Origin of the sequence: Pedobacter anseongensis (assembly GCF_037482965.1) — a bacterium.
Lineage (GTDB): Bacteria > Bacteroidota > Bacteroidia > Sphingobacteriales > Sphingobacteriaceae > Pedobacter > Pedobacter anseongensis.
The window spans coordinates 1023664-1040725 of record NZ_JBBHKB010000001.1 but is presented as its reverse complement, the minus strand read 5'-3'; the positions used below and the strand labels follow the sequence as shown (position 1 = coordinate 1040725).

Here is a 17062-nt window from a genome sequence, read left to right as displayed (position 1 = left end):
ATTTTTAACCTGAACCAACACAAACACATGAAGAAACATTACTTTTTAGCACTTACCATCCTAATTATCTTATCAATCAAGACCTCAAAAGCGCAAGAAAAAACAATTCAGGGAATAATCAACGGAACGGTTTTAGACGAGATTCAAAAACCCGTTGAATATGCTACAATTGGTCTTTTTAAAACCACCGATTCATCATTGGTTAAAACAACATTAAGCAACCCTGATGGAAAATTTCAATTCATAACCGTTAAAACAGGAAGTTATTTCGTTAAGGTAAACATGATGGGTTTTGCTACTCATAGAGGCAAAATGTTTACTTTAAGCGATGATAAATTAATAATAGATTTAGCTACCATCAACATCCGCGCTGAAGGAAAAACATTAAAAACAGTTAGTATTACCGCTGTAAAACCATTAATCGAACGCAAGACCGATAAGTTAGTGATGAATGTAGAGAACAGTAGCGTTTTAATTGGCTCTACTGCATTAGAAGTGCTACAAAAGGCTCCAGGTGTTACGGTAGACCAGAACGATAGAATTTCGATGCAAGGCAAACAAGGTGTGCTGATCTTAATCGATGGCAAGCAAACCTATATGAGCAGTGCCGATGTAGCCAATTTATTGCGGAGCATGCAAAGCGAACAGATCGAGAGCATCGAATTAATAACAAATCCGTCTTCTAAATACGATGCTTCGGGAAACTCTGGCATCATCAATATTAAAACAAAAAAGAATAAGAATGGCGGTACCAATGGCAGTTTAACGGCTTCTGCTTCGCAAAGCAAAAACTTTAGAGGAAATACGGGTATCAACCTCAATCACCGCACCGCTAAACTAAATGTATTTGGTAATTATAATTACGGAAATTACCGAAACAGTTCTCTACTGGATATTGATCGTATAGCGAATGGTACACCTAATACGTATTTTATGCAAATCGGTGAAACCACAAGAAAACGTGAGAACAACAATTTTAAAGCGGGTATAGATTACTTTATCGATAGTAAAAACACCATCGGATTTTTAGCCAATGGGTATTTAAACACTGGAAATGAATTTACCACAAATAATACGTTGATTGGAAGATCATTTAACCAAGTAGATTCATCGTTAATGGCAAATTCTAACCAAAAAGACAATTTTAAAAACCTTTCGTATAACCTCAATTTTAAATCAATTTTAGATAGTACTGGCGCTGAAATTTCGGCCGATTTAGATTATTCGCGCTACAATGGTAAAGAAATTGCCAATTATGAAAACGACTATTTGTTTGCCAATGGTACTCGAATTAGACCCTTAAATCTCATCAGAAATTCGACCCCAACCCAAATAGATATAAAAGCAATAAAAGTAGACTACAACGTTTCGCTTAGCAAAACTATAAAACTCGAAGCAGGTTTAAAAAGTAGTTGGGTTAAAACGGATAACGATTTACAAGCCGAAGAATTCATAAATTCAGTTTGGAAAAACGATGTGAGAAGAAGTAATCAGTTTATTTACGATGAGAATGTAAATGCGGCCTATACAAATATAAATAAGCAGTTTAAGAATACCAGTGTTCAGGTAGGATTAAGGGTAGAACAAACTAATTCTACAGGCAACTTAATCACCACAAACGATATCGTAAAAAGAAGTTATTTAGATTTTTTCCCTACATTTTTTGTGCAACAAACCTTATCGAAGAACAATCAATTGGGTTTTTCATATAGCAGGAGGATTGATAGACCGAGTTATGATGCTTTAAACCCTTTTGTATATTATTTGGATCAGTACACGTATAACAAGGGAAATCCCTTTTTAAAACCACAATACACTCATAATTTTGAAGTTTCGTACACGCTGATGCAAAAATATTTACTGTCTATAAATTACAGTCACGTTAATGATGTGATTACGCAAGTACTATTGCCCGATGAAAAACAAAAGGCACTTTACCAAACCAATGCAAATTTAGCTACTAATATTTCTTATGGCGCTAACCTTAACGTACCTATCAAACTTGCCAAATGGTGGGAGATGAACAACAATCTTAATGTGTTTTACCTCAGTTTTGAAACACCAAATTTAGGTGGTCAGTCTTTAAAAACAGGCAAAACATCGATGCAGTTTAAGATGCAAAATAGTTTCACTATAGTTAAAGGATTTACGGCAGAGTTGAGCGGAAATTACGAATCTCCATTAGATTATGGAACCTTAAGTATTGGCAGTCGTTATTTTATGGATATGGGAATAAGTAAATCGTTGTTGAACAACAAAGCGAGTTTAAAGCTGGCCATGAGCGATGTATTTAACACTATCGAACAAAATATAACCAGCGCATATCCAGGATTAAAATATGATCTCTATCAGAAAAACGATACGCAAATGGGAAGGGTTAGCTTTACTTATCGGTTTGGAAAAAATGAGATTAAGCCCGCCCGCCGCCGTTCTACCGGAACTGAGGACGAACAAGGAAGGATTAAGAATTGAGATTGCTTTTCTTGCGGTTGGCTTAAATTAAAACCATTAAGAAGTTAAGGTTATTATGGCTTAATTTTCTTAATCTCTTAATGGTTAAAAAGTAACATTAACCCAAACTCAATTTCACAATCTCTTCAAAATCGTGAATATCGAAAGGTTTCGCTAAATAGTTATCGGCGCCTGCTTGTTCGGCAAGGGCCTTAACATCGTTATTTGCCGAAAAGTAAATTACAGGTATGTGTTTTAATTCAGGATGATTTTTAAGTTCTTGTGTCGCCTCAACACCTCCAACATCAGGCAACCAATTATCCATGAAAATTAAATCGGGCATGTATGCACTTACTTGGGTAACGATATCATTAGATGTGGCCGAAGTTTTAGTTTCGTAACCTGCATCTTCAAGAATTAGGGTGCATAATTCTAAAATATCGCTATTATCATCAAAAATAAATACTTTTTTGTTCATCGTATGGAGCGTAATTAAATTAATGAATTAATATAATGTGCCATGTTTTCTGGTTTTAATACATGGTCTATGCTAACTTTTAGAATAGCCTGTTCGGGCATATAGCTTACCGAGGCCGTATTTGGATCTTGAGCAATGGCTAGGCCATCGTAGTTTTTAACTGCTTTTAATCCATTTACACCATCAGCATTTGACCCAGAAAGCAATATGCAAGCTAATTTATTGGTGTATACTTCGGCGGCCGACTGAAACGTAACATCGATAGATGGCCGGCTATAATTAACCTTTTCAGAGTAATCTAAAGAGAAAGAAAAATCTTTTTCTAATAATAAGTGATAATCTGAAGGTGCAATGTAAATGGTTTTAGGTCTGATTTGTTCTTTTTCTTCTACTTCTTTAACTTTTAGGGAAGTTTTTGATGATAATAGGTCGGAAAGGAGAAAATCGGTTCCTTGTTTTCGGTGCACTACAATAATTATTGGAAAACTTAAGTCCGTACGTAAATCAGGAAGTATTCTTAACAATACCTCCAAGCTTCCGGCAGAGCCGCCAATAACTAAAGCTTTACATCCTTTCATTTTGTTTCCTCCAAATCTTCTCGCTATCTAGTCGTTTATAGTTTTTTGCAATAGGCGAAAAATCGATTGTTTCTTTGGTTCCTAAGGCTAAATATCCCAATTTCTCTAAGCTATTGTCGAAAAGCTGTAGCACATTGTATTGTAATCCTCTATCAAAATAGATCAATACATTTCTACATAAAATTAACTGAAATTCGTTAAAAGAATGATCTGAAACTAAATTATGTGTCGAAAATATAATTTTACCCTTTAATTCCTCATTAAATTTAGCTAAAGAATAGTTTGCACTGTAATAGGATGAGAAATCTCTTTTCCCGCCAGAAGCAATATAATTTTCTGAATATTGTTTCATTTGGCTAAGCGGAAACATGGCTTGTCCCGCTTTTTCTAATACAGTAGGGTTAATGTCTGTAGCATAAATTAACGATTTTGATAAGAGATTAAGCTCTTTTAACATTATTGCCATTGAGTAGGCCTCCTCTCCAGTAGAGCATCCGGCTAGCCAAATGCGAATAAAAGGGTAGGTGCCAAATTGAGGAAGAACAGTATTCCTTAAGGTTTTATAAAATCCAGGATCGCGGAACATTTCCGTAACGTTAACCGTTATCTGCTCTACTAAGCGCTTGAAATAACTGTTGTCATTTGTAATTTTGTAGCGAAATTCGGCAAAGCTTACCTGTTTATCTAACGCGAATAATCTTAAAAGCCTTCTTTTTAGCGAAGCTCTGGAGTAACCTGTAAAATCGTATCCATAATGTTCTAGAACATCTGCTAGCAAAAGTTCTACTTGGTCGTCGCTAATGGCGGTTTGATTTGGCACTAGATATATTTATTAATATGGTTTACTAACTCATCTATATTTATTGGTTTGGAAACATAGCCTGCTGCACCTGCTTCTAGGCAACGTTCTTTGTCGCCCACCATGGCCTGTGCGGTAACCGCAATTACAGGAATATCTTTCATTTTCGGTATTTCTCTCATTTTAGACATGGCCTGATAACCGTCCATATCGGGCATCATCATATCCATAAGTACCAATGCAATATCCTCATCATTTTCAATAAGGCTAAATCCTTTTTTAGCACTTGTGGCCGATAAACAGGTGTATTTTTTTGCTTTCAAAACGGCTGTTAAGGCAAATATGTTTCTGCTATCGTCGTCTATAATTAATATTTTCTTTGTTTTAACGTCCATAAATTTTAAAACAATTTTTAAACTTTATCGTATAACCACACGCGTAGCAACGAAATTAATTGATCTACATCTACAGGTTTGGAAATATAATCTGATGCCCCTGCAGCGATACATTTTTCTCGATCGCCCATCATTGCTTTTGCAGTAACGGCTAAAATTGGTAGTCGTTTGTAAGCATTCATTTCTCGAATGGTTCGGGTAGTTTCGTAACCATCCATTTCGGGCATCATCATATCCATTAACACCACATCAACTTTTGGGTTTTCGCTTAACACCCGTAAGGCTTCTTTTCCATCTGTTGCAGATAAAACCTTCATATTATGTTGTTCTAAAGCTTTTGTTAACGAAAATATATTGCGCACATCATCATCTGCAATTAATACGGTCTTATCTTTTAATACTTGATGCAATCCGCCTAATTGCTCAGAGACCGAATGGTCTTTTTTGCTTTTTTCTTCTATCAAATGCAAGAATAGTCCCGCTTCGTCTAAAATTCGTTGGTAAGAATGTGCGGTTTTTACCACAATCGAATCTGCATATTGTTTTATCCTGCTTTCTTCTCCTTTTGATAAGTTTTTACCTGTAAAAACAATGATAGGCAGGTTTTCTAAACCATCGCTCTTTTTAATGGTTTCTAAGGTTTCATATGCTCCTTTATCAGGTACGCCCATATCTAGAATTACACAATCTACTTCTTTGCGTTTTAAAGCTTCAATGCTTTCGTGTACATTCCTCACCACCAAGGTTTGAATATTAGAGTTGCTTAAGAAATAGCTTAAGGCTTTGGCGTGTTGCTCGTTTTCTTCAACAATAAGCACTTTTTTCGGGGAGCGACTTAAGGCATCTTCTAGTTTCTCGAAAATTTGCTTCATGTGCTCTAATGCAACGGGCTTGTTAATGAAATCTACGGCTCCTTTTAGCAGGCTTTCTTTTTTTACCGCTAATGATGACATGATATGAACTGGAATAGGCCTAGTTTGCGGGTTGGACTTTAACTCTTCCATTACCTGCCACCCATCTTTTATTGGTAATTGTATATCTAATAAAATGGCGAGTGGATTAAAGGCGTTTGCCATTTCTATCCCTGTATCGCCACGTACGGCAACAATACCTTTGTAACCCCGTTTATGCGTAAAATCTAAGAGCGTTTTTGCAAAAGGGGTGTCGTCTTCAATAATTAAGATTACTTGATCGTCTGAGGTAATGTTATCACGATCATCGTCGATATCATTCGGAATATGATCTACGGTAAGTCGCTCTGAAATAACTTTTACGCGTTCGGCTAACCGATTTTGTTCTGCCAATTCATATTGGCTTTGCTGTTCTTCTAAATAAGCAGCATTATCGGCAAAGTTTATAGGGATAGTTAAGGTGAATTCACTACCTACATCTACCGTACTTTCTAGTTTAATATCACCACCTAATAATTTCGATAGTTCTTTACTAATGGATAAACCCAATCCCGTACCTCCAAATTTGCGGCGTGTAGATCCATCTGCCTGTTGAAAGGCCTGGAATACTAAATCGAGCTTATCTGGTGCGATACCAATGCCCGTATCTTTTACTTTAAAAATAATGGTTTTGTAGGTAAGGTCTGGAGTTAAACTCAGACTCACTTTTCCATTTGTGGTAAACTTAAAGGCATTAGATAGCAAATTCTTTAGTATTTGCTCTAAGCGCATCTTATCAGTTTCGATGTATTCTGGTAAATCTTGATCAACCGTAACTTCTAATTGCAGGTTCTTGTCTCTCGCAATTGGATTAAAGAGCGAACGTAAATCGGTAATCACTTCATTTACACTTACTTCTTCAACTTCCAACTTCATTTTGCCTGATTCGATTTTCGAAAGGTCTAAAATCTCATCAATTAAGCTAAGAAGGCCTTGTCCAGAACTTTGAATTACCTCTGCATATTCAGTATATTCCTTATCCAACTCTTCATTATCGGCCATTAATTTAGAGAGCAATAAAATAGAGTTTAAAGGCGTGCGTAGTTCGTGAGACATATTAGCTAAGAACTCAGATTTATATTTTGTGCTAAGTTCTAGTTGTTCGGCTTTTTGTTGAATTTCTACATTTCGTTCTTGGATAGTTTGATTTTTTTCTTCGAGCAAAGCGCTTCGTTCCTCAAGTTCTTGATTGCTTTGTAATAATTCTTCTTGCTGTACGCGAAGTTCTTCTTCTGAGGCTTGAATTTTTTGTGTTTGCGCCTCAAGTTCAGCATTTAGCCCCTCGAGTTCACTATGTTGTGCCTGTAGTTCTTCGGCCTGGGCTTGGGTTTCTTCTAAAAATTCTTGTAATTTTTTACGATTTTGGGCCACATGAATAGCAACACCGATGTTGTTCGAAACACTTTTCATGAAGTCTAGTTTTCGAGGGGGGTAACTGGTTAATGTTCCTAATTCGATTACACCAACCATTAAGCCATCCCGTAAAATCGGAACAACAAGGATGGTATTCGGTTTGGTTTCTCCAGTAGCATAGGTAATGGTAAGATTGGTGTTAGGTAAATTCTCGAGTAAAATTAGTTCTCTTGATTCGAGACACTGACCGATTATGCCCTCACCTATGGCAATTGCCGAATCGTTTCGATTTTTATTTAACGCATAGTGACCAGTTAAATGCAGATATCTATCTTCACCAAGCACATATAAGGCTGCTACATGGCTCTTCGTATGCGCCACTATCATGCTGAGCATGTCGTTTGCCAAAACGTTAAGGTCTTTTTCGCCAACCATGGTGTCATTTAACTTGGCAACACCCGTTTGTAGCCACTCTTTATCTTCTAATAAACCGAAAGAGTATTGGAGCGACTCGGCCATGTTATTTAACGAATTGGCTAAGCTTCCTAAGCTGTCTTTGGTGGCATCATCTAATCTCGCATTGTAATTACCACTTGCTATTTGACGAGCGATGTTTTCAATTAACTGGATGCGTTTTGCTGTTTCTGCATTTAATTCTTCTAATTTTTGCTGAAGGGCAACACGCGTGTTAAAATCCATCGACACCTTTCTATAGAAGAAAATCGTAATCAATAATGACAGAATTGCTGCGATAATGATTAGGATAGGGGTATACCTAGAGAACACGTTCATATCTGCAGTACGCTCTGCAAGTAATCTTTTCTCTTCGGTTTGCATATCGATAATGATTCGCCTTACCTTATCCATATAGATTTTTCCATCAATGAGATAACCTTCAGAAACTGTTGCGCCATTTTCCTTTACCTTAATCGTTTTCTCGATAATATTTAATCGAGTGTCGAGAATCTCTTTTAAGGTATCAATTTTTCGTTGCTGATAGGGGTTGTCGTTCGTTTCTTTTTTTATGTTGAGGTATAACGCATTAATCCTATCTTTTGAGCCATAATAAGGCTCCAAAAACACTTTATTTCCTGTTAGAAGATACCCGCGTTGCCCAGTTTCGGCATCTTTTAAGTTCGATATGGTATTGTCTAAACTATTCATTACCTCATTGCTGTGCGCCACCAAGTCGGTATTGTTAATTAAATTTCTTATGCTTATATAAGAAGCAAGCGAACTAAGGATTAATAAGATCAATGATAACCCAAGACCAAGACGGAGGTTAGATTTTAATGATAATTTCATTGAGATAGTTTAATTTAGTTTTCTGTTTGTAAGTTAATTGGCATGATGAAATAGAATTCAGATCCTTTGCCATATGTGCTATTTACGCCGATATCTCCGCCGTGTCGTTTAATAATTTCAGAAGAAATATAGAGGCCAATTCCTAATCCCTGAAAACGCTGAGAAGTTTCTTCAACCCGGTAAAATTTATCGAACACGTGCGCTAATTGCTCGGCCGACATGCCAATTCCTTGATCTTTCACGGCTACATATAGTTTTTCGTCATTTACATTTACCGTAATTATTATTTCTTCGGTACCCGGCGAATATTTTATGGCATTGGTTAAAAAATTAACGATAACTTGTTCTATGCGCATTTCGTCGGCAAAAATTTCACAACCTGCATGGCCTTTTTTGATAATTTTAAAGCCAGCATTAGATTGATGCATAATTTCGATTACATTATCTAACAACATGTCGATCGAAAAATTTTGCTTATTGAACTTCAATTTGCCACTCTCTATCTTCGAAATATCTAATAAATCTGCAATAAGGCTATTTAGTTTGTCTAATTGGATTTGTGCCTTGGCTAAATGTTTTTTTACGGTTTCGGTATCACCTTTTGCAATACTTCTTTCGAGTAGCTGGACATAGCCTTTAACGCTGGTTAAAGGCGTTTTTAGTTCGTGACTGGCAATACTTATAAATTCGTCTTTTTTGCGTTCGGCTTCTTTTCTGAATTCGATTTCGGCTAAAAGCGTTTCTTGCATTTCTTTTAGCTTTCGGCTTTGTTCGTAAATGTGATAGAAAGTCTTCACTTTTAACAAAAGAATGTTCATATCAACCGGTTTGGTGATATAATCTAAACCACCCGAAGAATACCCTTTTGCAATAAATTTAAGTTCTGTATTGGCTGCCGATAGAAAGATGATGGCTGTTTCTTTTGCCTTGCTGTAGCCCGAAATCGCTTCTGCAACTTCAAACCCATCCATGCCTGGCATCTGCACATCGAGGATAATTAAAACATAATTGTTTTTTAGTACTTTCTTTAATGCTTCTTCGCCCGAAGAGGCTGTGTCCACATCAAAATTATTTTTTTCGAGAACCTTTTTTAGTGAAATTAAGTTCTCGGGGGTATCGTCTACAATAAGGATCATTCTCAAAAATAATTAAAGCATATGAGAAATTTTTATAATTTATGCCTATAAGAAGGGATAACAATTAATATGATTATTTTGTTTTAATTATTTTTCAACGATTTGAATTAAATGTATCCCCTTCTTTAAAATCTCCAGTGTCGAAACCTTTTTTAAACCAATACATTCGCTGTGCAGATGTACCATGGGTAAAAGAATCGGGCGTAACTTCTCCTTGCGTTTGTTTTTGCAATTTATCATCTCCAATGGCATTTGCGGCGTTTAAGGCCTCGTCTATATCCCCTGGGTCTAATTTAAATAGGTCTAAATTCTGTGCTTTATTGGCCCAAAGTCCCGCATAAAAATCGGCTTGAAGTTCTAAGTTTACAGAAAGGCGATTGTAATCTGTTTCGCTTAACGTTCTTCTAGCTTTTTCCATCTTTTCACTTAATCCGAGTAAATTCTGTACATGATGCCCAACTTCATGCGCAATAACATAGGCTTGAGCAAAATCTCCTGCAGCGTTAAATCGATTTTTTAACTCCTCGTAAAAAGATAGATCAATATATACTTTATGGTCGCCCGGACAATAAAATGGGCCAACCGCTGCGCTTGCATTACCGCATGCCGATGGAACAGACTCTTCAAAAATGGTAATTGTTGGTCTTTCGTACTCCAAGCCTAAGGCCGTAAATTGGGCTTTCCAAACCGAGTCTGTAGATTCTAAAATACCTGAAACAAATTTACCCTCTGGATCGGTTGGAATACCACGCTTACCCTCGCCTTGTAAGCTTTCTGTAGGTAATGCGCTCATTAGACCAGTTAAATCCTGCCCGAAAAATAAACCTAAAATTACGACGATTACGCCAATACCACCGCCAATTTTCAGTCCGCCACCACCCATACCTCGTCTGTCTTCTATATTTTCACTTCCTTTTCCGAACCACTGCATAATGTTATTTTTTGTTGATGAACAATTTATATGGCAATTTAGTTTTTTTGACGGAAACTCTTGGTGTATCAATAGCTCTCTCCTTTCGAGATGGCGAATGAAGGGACGACGATGCTAGCTTGAGCGGTAATACTTAAGAGTTAAAAACTTTAACTGCATCTTTAATCCGCTGTTGCGTTTCTTCAGCTCCAAGTAATTCCGCAATCTCGAAAACACCTGGACCAAATTTTCCGCCCACTAGCATTATTCTAAATGGAAGCATTAATTCGCCAGGTTTGAATCCTTTTTCATCTGCTAAAGCTTTAAACTGCTCTTCCATTTGGGCCGCCCTTAAATCGGCATTTAAGCCTTTTGCAAACTCTTCAAAAAATGCAGCTTTTTCTGTCGTCCATTTTGGCTTCACTGCAGCTTCATCATACGCTAAGGGAGCATTGAAAAGATAAGCTCCTTGCGATACAAAATCGCCCAATAAGATGCAACGATCTTTTACCAGTTCGATTACTTTCGCTAGAAATTCATCGTCTTTAACCTCAATTCCAGCTTGGGAAAATTGATTTCGGACTTCCGACTTCAGACTTCCGACTTCAGATCGTTTAATCCACTCTTGATTATACCATTTTGCTTTCTCGAAATCGAACTTTGCTCCAGCTTTGCTAATGCGGGCAATCGAAAACAGTTCGACCAGCTCAGTTAATGAAAATATTTCTTTATCGGTTCCATCATTCCATCCTAACATGGCTAATAGGTTCACAAAAGCCTGGGGCATAAAGCCTAATTCTTTAAAGCCTTGAGTGGTTTCGCCAGTTTTTGGATCGGTCCAATTTTGCGCATAAACCGGAAATCCTAAACGATCGCCATCGCGTTTACTCAATTTCCCATGCCCGTCGGGTTTTAGAATAAGCGGTAAATGTGCCCATTGTGGCATCACATCTGCCCAGCCTAAATATTTCCACAATAAGATATGAATGGGCGCAGAAGGTAGCCATTCTTCGCCCCTAAAAGCGTGGGTAATTTCCATCGCTTTATCATCAACTACCACAGCTAAATGGTAAGTCGGCATTTCGTCGGCCTTTAATAGAACTTTGTCATCTACAAGGTTTGTGTCAAAACTCACCTCGCCTCGAATCAAATCGGTAAATACCACCGTTTCATTTTCAGGAATGAGTATACGAACTACATGAGGAGTATTTGAAGCCAGCAAATCGGCCACCTCTTTTTGCGTTAAGGTTAATGAATTTCGCATTTGCATGCGTGTGGCTTGTCCGTATAAAAAATTAGGAAATTCCTTGCGTTTTGCATCCAATTCTTCAGCAGTATCAAATGCATAATAAGCGTATCCACCGGCAATTAATTGTTCGGCATATTGCTTATAACTTGCTTTTCTTTCGCTTTGACGATAAGGGCCAAATGCACCTGGGTGTTGTGGACTTTCATCAGGCATTATGCCGCACCAGTTTAAACACGCTACAATATATTCTTCGGCTCCTGGTACAAAGCGATTCTGATCGGTATCTTCTACACGCAAAACGAATGTTCCGCCATGCTGTTTCGCAAATAAATAATTAAATAAGGCCGTTCTAACGCCGCCTAAATGTAAGCCGCCTGTTGGACTAGGCGCAAATCTAACTCTAACTTTTTGTTCCATATGTGTAATACTAGGCGCAAAGATATATAATTTGTTTCGCGTTGCGGTTGATGACACAGATTTATGGATTACACAAACGGAATATACACAGAGAAAGAAGTTTGCACTGTGTTTTCGGTGAAAATCACTTTGTGCACTCCGTGTTAAATAACCATGGAGTAAAAGAATTTTATACATAGTGCGCAAAGCTTGCTTTGGTTTTTTAACCGACCAAGCTCACAACTCCCGCCCCCAACGCCCAACTAATCGCCCTTGCTTTCTCCTACTTATTTCGTAATTTGCCTCTATCGTATGAATACATATCAGAAAAAACGTCGCTGGAAATTCTTCTTGCTCATTTTTGCCATAGTAATAGGAGGGGCATCAGTGGCTTATACCGATTTTTTTGTAAAGAAAATGGAAAGGGAAGAGGCAGCGCAGTTTCAATTACATACCAAAGTACTGGATCTACGTTTGCGCTTTTCTACTACTGACGAGCTTGACGAAGTTTTTCAGACCATGAGGAAGAATACGAAAATAGATGTAATTATTACTAAACAGGATGGATCTATTTGGGCTTATGATGGACTAGATACGACTAAAACTAATTACCCTACCGACAAGAGTAAGGTGTACGATTCGCTATATTATGTACGTCAGTTAAATAAAATGAAAGCGCAGCACAAACCTGTGCAAATAAATTATGGCGATGAAAAATTGTCTGTTTATTATAAAGATTCATTCATTTTAACACAGCTTCGATTTTTCCCCTATATCCAATTGGGTGTTATTGCCTTGTTTATTATGGCAGCTTATGTAGCTTTTAGTCAGGCAAGAAGAGCTGAGCAAGATCAGGTTTGGGTGGGGATGGCCAAAGAAACTGCACACCAGTTAGGTACTCCCATATCCTCCTTAATGGCTTGGGTAGAACTTATAAAATCTCGCTTCGATGCAGAAGAAGACCCGCTGATTGCCGAAATGCAAAATGACATCCACCGATTGGAGATTATTACCGATCGTTTTTCGAAAATAGGCTCTAAACCCATGCTCGAAGATCATATCGTGTACGCTGTAGTACAGAATTTTGTCAACTATTTCAAAGTCCGAACATCCGATAAAATTACCTTTGTAATTAAAGGCGATAATCAGGTACGTGCCATGTTAAGCATTCCTCTTTTCGATTGGGTAATCGAAAACCTGTTAAAAAATGCAGCCAATGCAATCGACAACGAAGGTACCATTACCATTAATATTATAGAACATTTAACCAAAGAAGAGGTTTTTATTGACGTTAGCGATACCGGAAGAGGTATTCCTAGCTCTAAGTTTGATACTGTTTTTCAACCAGGTTACACTACCCGAAAACGGGGTTGGGGACTTGGTTTATCGCTCACCAAGCGGATCATAGAAAACTATCACAGCGGAAAAATCTTTGTTAAAGATTCGGAACTGGGTAAAGGAACCACTTTTAGGATAATTTTAAAAAGCAGCATAACGTATGAACCAACCACAAACACATGAATACCCACAATGGGCACTCACCTACATTAGTCATGTAGAAGGTGACGTTTTAACTATTTTAGAAAAGCAAGCCACTGATTTCCCAAGTTTTATAAAGAATTTAATCGAGAAGGGCGATTATGCCTATGCACCCGGGAAGTGGACCATTAAGGAACTGGTAGGACACATGATCGATACGGAGCGCATATTGGTGTATCGCTTAACCTGTTTTGCCAGAGGGGAAAAAGCAAGTTTACCCGGTTTTGAAGAAGACGATTATGTAGCAAATGCGCATTTCAAGGATAGAGATTTATTTAGCATGGCTGAAGAGTTTTCGTTAATGCGTAAATCACATATGTATTTGATCCATTCTTTTAATGAGGATGAATTAAATAGAATAGGAAAGGCAAATGATAAGGAAATAAGCGTGCGCGCGATGGTGTATGTGTTAGCTGGACATGTTATTCATCATGCCAAAATAATTAAAGAGCGCTATTTATGATTTGGTTTAAATCGTTTACACCAGAAATGCTTAACGATCGGCCTAAAAATCATATAGGTGCTTTGTTAGGTATCGAGTTTACCGAAATCGGTGATGATTTTGTGAGCGCAACGATGCCGGTTGATGAACGTACACATCAGCCTGCTGGAATTTTGCATGGAGGTGCATCTGTAGTACTGGCCGAAACCTTAGGAAGCATTGCTTCTTATATGTGTATCGACCCTGATAAATATATGGCGGTTGGACTAGAGGTAAATGCCAATCACATTCGTCCGGTAAGTAGTGGCTTTGTGAAAGGCATTTGTAAACCCCTGCATATCGGCGCAAAAACCCAGGTTTGGGAAATTAAGGTGTACACCGAAAAGGGGAAATTAAATTGTGTGAGTAGGTTAACTGTAGCAATTTTACCTAAGCCACAAGGGGCTTAGGTAAAATTGATTTATCCTTGCTGATCAAGCCATTTCTTCTCGATGACATAAGAAACGATTAAGCCTAAGCCGCCGAATACACCAAGGCAACCAAAGTAAATGGCAACAGACTGACCTTCTTCAGCATTGGTCATCGAGTCTCCAAATACACCCCTTACCGTAAACAACGCAACGAGCAAACCGATGCCTAAACCAACCAATAATAAGCCAAATTTTAAACTTAAAAAAGGTTGTGGTGTAGATTTACGAACGCCTGGATCTATTCCGCGCTCGATCATTGCCATTTTCTCTTTGTTGTTAAAATATCTTATTCCGAATATCATTGCAAATGTGCAGATGAAAAATGTGATGGGTACTAATATTCCTTCCATGATTTTATTTTTTAAATGTTAATTATTTTTTTTCGTTGATGAACCGTGTTCTGAATACTATGACAACAAGAAAAAAAATTAGGTTACAGGCGGGGATAAAAATGTTTGTGAATTGAGCATAACCCGACCTGCTTTTCCGAAAACTTCGTCTAATCGAATATAGCGTAACTTGTTCTTTGGTCTTTCTCTCGAGATGACGATTGTTTGTAGACTATTAGTATATTTATATTATAGCTGTAACCTAAAACTCATAGACGTCGTCTTACTCATATCTCATGCAAAAAGAAACAGATTTAGCGTTAATTACAGCTGTGCTAGCCGGGCAAACGGCAGCATATGAAGTGTTGGTGAAGCATCATCAGCGTTTTGTTTTTACGTTAGCGCTGCGTTTTGCTAAAAATAGAGAAGATGCCGAAGAGATTGCGCAAGATGTTTTTGTTAAGGCCTATAGAGCATTGGGCACGTTTAAACAAACTTCTAAATTTTCTACTTGGCTTTATACCATTACCTATACTACGGCAATGACATTCTTGCGAAAGAAGCGATTAGATACTTCATCTATTGATGATGATGAGCATGTAATGCAAATTGCCAATAACGGAAGCGATTTTGATGCTGGTAATGTTGTAGAAAAAAAATCTAGTTACGCTTATTTAAATCAAGCCATCGATATGCTTTTACCTGATGATGCAGCAATTATTACCTTATTTTATAAAGGCGAACAAAGTTTAGAAGAAATTGGTGAAGCTTTAGGCATGGAATCAAATACAATTAAGGTAAAATTGCATAGGGCTAGGCATCGATTAAAAGAAAAATTACAATATTTGTTAAAGGACGAAGTAAAGGAATTGATATGATTACGATAGAAGAACAACTTTGGAGCTATATCGACGGTAATTGCACCGCTGAGGAAAAAATTGAAATTGAAACTAAAATAGCGATCAATATTCAATACCATACACTTTATCAGGAATTGCTGAAGGTAAACGAAGAGTTAACTAAAATCGATTTGGAAGAACCATCGATGTCTTTTACCAGAAATGTGATGGAGAAGGTAAATCTCGAATTGAAACCCGTTGCCTTAAAAACGAAAATAGACAATCGAATAATATATAGTATTGGGGCATTTTTCGCGTTTTCTATCCTTGGTATATTTATTTATGCAATTGCAACTAGCACCGCTAGCTTTGATTTCAAAATGCCAACAATGAATTTTGATGCTGGCAAATACATTAACGCTACCACCATTCAAATTTTCTTATTGATTGATGTAGCCTTAGGCTTATTATACCTAGATAGTTTATTAAGAAAAAGAAATATAAATGCACAAAAAAAGGGAGTATAACTCCCTACAAAATATATCGTTATTTCGAACGCGGCACGAGTAGAAACCCAGTAACCTGTTCTCTTTTATTTCTTAAACCCAATTGGCAACATTACCTGAGTAGTGTCCCAAGCCATTACCATATTTGCGCCTTCTGGTGCGTCGATAAATACAATCGAAAACGATTCGATTGCTTTTTCTAATTTCGTTACAGGTACGGCAACACGAACAACATCTTTAGTTTCGTTGTACGTAAAAGCACCCCATCTATCGGTTTGTTTATTTACAATGATGGTCCACTTATCTTTACTTGGAATAGCAAATAAGCTATACTTTCCTGCTTTTAATTTTTTATCACCAATGGTTACTGCTCTGTCGAAATATACTTCAGTACTTTCGTTTGCACCTAAACGCCAAACTTTATCGAATTGCTCGAGTACGCCAAATACTTCTCTTCCTTTTTTTGCCGGGCGGGAGTATAATACTTTAATAATTGGCATTGATTCATCATCTTTCTTAACTTTTGCAGCATTTGCAGGGTAATACGCTACGTCTAGCGGACTAGCATCTATAGCTGGAAACTTTACAGCTGTAGTTTGAGCATTTGCCACAAAACCAAATAAGGCTAAGGCAATAGCCAAAATTAACTTCCTCATAATATAATGAATTTAGTATTCTCGACCTTTTACAATGTTATTTAAAAATATACCCGCCATAATTAAGCCGATGATGCCTCCTAAAAAGAGATAACCAATATGTAAGGTTACTGCGGCAACGGCTAAAATTCCTGTTAATAAACCAATTACATACCAAACCCACTCAAAGCTATTTTTTGTTTCTTCTGTACTCATTTTTTAAAATTTTACCAAAGTTAAAATTTTTATTTTAAAATGTTAAGGATTTGTGCTTTTCGATCCTTAACTTATATTTGAACCCT

The 17062-nt window shown here is 37.3% G+C and carries 17 protein-coding genes; 6 read left to right on the top strand and 11 right to left on the bottom strand.

Annotation, left to right across the window (positions count from 1 at the left end; all coding sequences use genetic code 11):
* Positions 1-27 precede the first annotated feature (27 nt).
* On the top strand, positions 28-2472 hold the full coding sequence (locus tag WG904_RS04735; RefSeq protein WP_339578141.1) for a TonB-dependent receptor domain-containing protein: 2445 nt from the start codon (positions 28-30) through the stop codon (positions 2470-2472).
* 97 nt (positions 2473-2569) lie between these two features.
* Here the strand turns inward: WG904_RS04735 and WG904_RS04730 are convergent, their stop codons facing one another.
* From WG904_RS04730 to gltX, 8 genes are all read right to left on the bottom strand, one after another.
* Positions 2570-2929, bottom strand: coding sequence for a response regulator (locus WG904_RS04730; protein WP_339578140.1), 360 nt, complete (start codon positions 2927-2929; stop codon positions 2570-2572).
* A 14-nt stretch (positions 2930-2943) separates the two neighbouring features.
* A complete protein-coding gene (locus WG904_RS04725; RefSeq protein ID WP_339578139.1) occupies positions 2944-3507 on the bottom strand; it encodes a chemotaxis protein CheB in 564 nt (187 codons plus the stop codon).
* Positions 3494-4327 (bottom strand): CheR family methyltransferase, encoded by an 834-nt coding sequence (locus WG904_RS04720; protein ID WP_339578138.1) that lies wholly within the window; start codon positions 4325-4327, stop codon positions 3494-3496. The genes WG904_RS04725 and WG904_RS04720 overlap by 14 nt, the downstream gene beginning before the upstream one ends.
* Complete coding sequence (locus WG904_RS04715; protein WP_339578137.1) at positions 4327-4701, bottom strand: response regulator; 375 nt, start codon at positions 4699-4701, stop codon at positions 4327-4329. Before WG904_RS04715 ends, WG904_RS04720 begins: the two co-directional genes overlap by 1 nt.
* A 17-nt stretch (positions 4702-4718) precedes the next feature.
* Complete coding sequence (locus WG904_RS04710; RefSeq protein ID WP_339578136.1) at positions 4719-8309, bottom strand: response regulator; 3591 nt, start codon at positions 8307-8309, stop codon at positions 4719-4721.
* Positions 8310-8323: 14 nt separating this feature from the next.
* A complete protein-coding gene (locus WG904_RS04705; RefSeq protein ID WP_339578135.1) occupies positions 8324-9445 on the bottom strand; it encodes an ATP-binding response regulator in 1122 nt (373 codons plus the stop codon).
* 94 nt (positions 9446-9539) lie between these two features.
* Entirely contained in the window at positions 9540-10376 is an 837-nt protein-coding gene (gene ypfJ / locus WG904_RS04700; protein ID WP_339578134.1) for a KPN_02809 family neutral zinc metallopeptidase, read from the bottom strand.
* Positions 10377-10509: 133 nt separating this feature from the next.
* Positions 10510-12021, bottom strand: coding sequence for a glutamate--tRNA ligase (gene gltX / locus WG904_RS04695; RefSeq protein WP_339578133.1), 1512 nt, complete (start codon positions 12019-12021; stop codon positions 10510-10512).
* Positions 12022-12312: 291 nt separating this feature from the next.
* Here gltX and WG904_RS04690 point away from each other — a divergent pair, with 291 nt between their 5' ends.
* The 3 genes from WG904_RS04690 to WG904_RS04680 are packed head-to-tail and all read left to right on the top strand — an operon-like array spanning position 12313 to position 14430.
* Positions 12313-13521 carry a sensor histidine kinase gene (locus tag WG904_RS04690; RefSeq protein ID WP_339578132.1) on the top strand — a complete coding sequence of 403 codons (1209 nt, stop codon included), beginning with the start codon at positions 12313-12315 and terminating at the stop codon, positions 13519-13521.
* Positions 13499-14002 (top strand): DinB family protein, encoded by a 504-nt coding sequence (locus WG904_RS04685; protein WP_339578131.1) that lies wholly within the window; start codon positions 13499-13501, stop codon positions 14000-14002. Before WG904_RS04690 ends, WG904_RS04685 begins: the two co-directional genes overlap by 23 nt.
* The gene (locus WG904_RS04680) at positions 13999-14430 is read left to right on the top strand and encodes a hotdog fold thioesterase (RefSeq protein WP_339578130.1); all 432 of its coding nucleotides are present in this window, start codon (positions 13999-14001) and stop codon (positions 14428-14430) included. The genes WG904_RS04685 and WG904_RS04680 overlap by 4 nt, the downstream gene beginning before the upstream one ends.
* A gap of 11 nt (positions 14431-14441) precedes the next feature.
* On the opposite strand, the gene WG904_RS04675 is transcribed toward WG904_RS04680, so the two are convergent.
* The gene (locus tag WG904_RS04675) at positions 14442-14801 is read right to left on the bottom strand and encodes a DUF6249 domain-containing protein (protein ID WP_339578129.1); all 360 of its coding nucleotides are present in this window, start codon (positions 14799-14801) and stop codon (positions 14442-14444) included.
* A 275-nt stretch (positions 14802-15076) separates the two neighbouring features.
* Between WG904_RS04675 and WG904_RS04670 the strand changes: the two genes are divergently transcribed.
* Positions 15077-15658 (top strand): RNA polymerase sigma factor, encoded by a 582-nt coding sequence (locus WG904_RS04670; protein WP_339578128.1) that lies wholly within the window; start codon positions 15077-15079, stop codon positions 15656-15658.
* Positions 15655-16146 (top strand): hypothetical protein, encoded by a 492-nt coding sequence (locus WG904_RS04665; RefSeq protein WP_339578127.1) that lies wholly within the window; start codon positions 15655-15657, stop codon positions 16144-16146. Before WG904_RS04670 ends, WG904_RS04665 begins: the two co-directional genes overlap by 4 nt.
* Before the next feature lie 65 nt (positions 16147-16211).
* Here the strand turns inward: WG904_RS04665 and WG904_RS04660 are convergent, their stop codons facing one another.
* Together WG904_RS04660 and WG904_RS04655 are read right to left on the bottom strand one after the other, a co-directional pair.
* Positions 16212-16781 carry a DUF2911 domain-containing protein gene (locus WG904_RS04660; protein WP_339578126.1) on the bottom strand — a complete coding sequence of 190 codons (570 nt, stop codon included), beginning with the start codon at positions 16779-16781 and terminating at the stop codon, positions 16212-16214.
* 12 nt (positions 16782-16793) lie between these two features.
* A complete protein-coding gene (locus WG904_RS04655) occupies positions 16794-16976 on the bottom strand; it encodes a hypothetical protein (RefSeq protein WP_339578125.1) in 183 nt (60 codons plus the stop codon).
* Positions 16977-17062 lie beyond the last annotated feature (86 nt).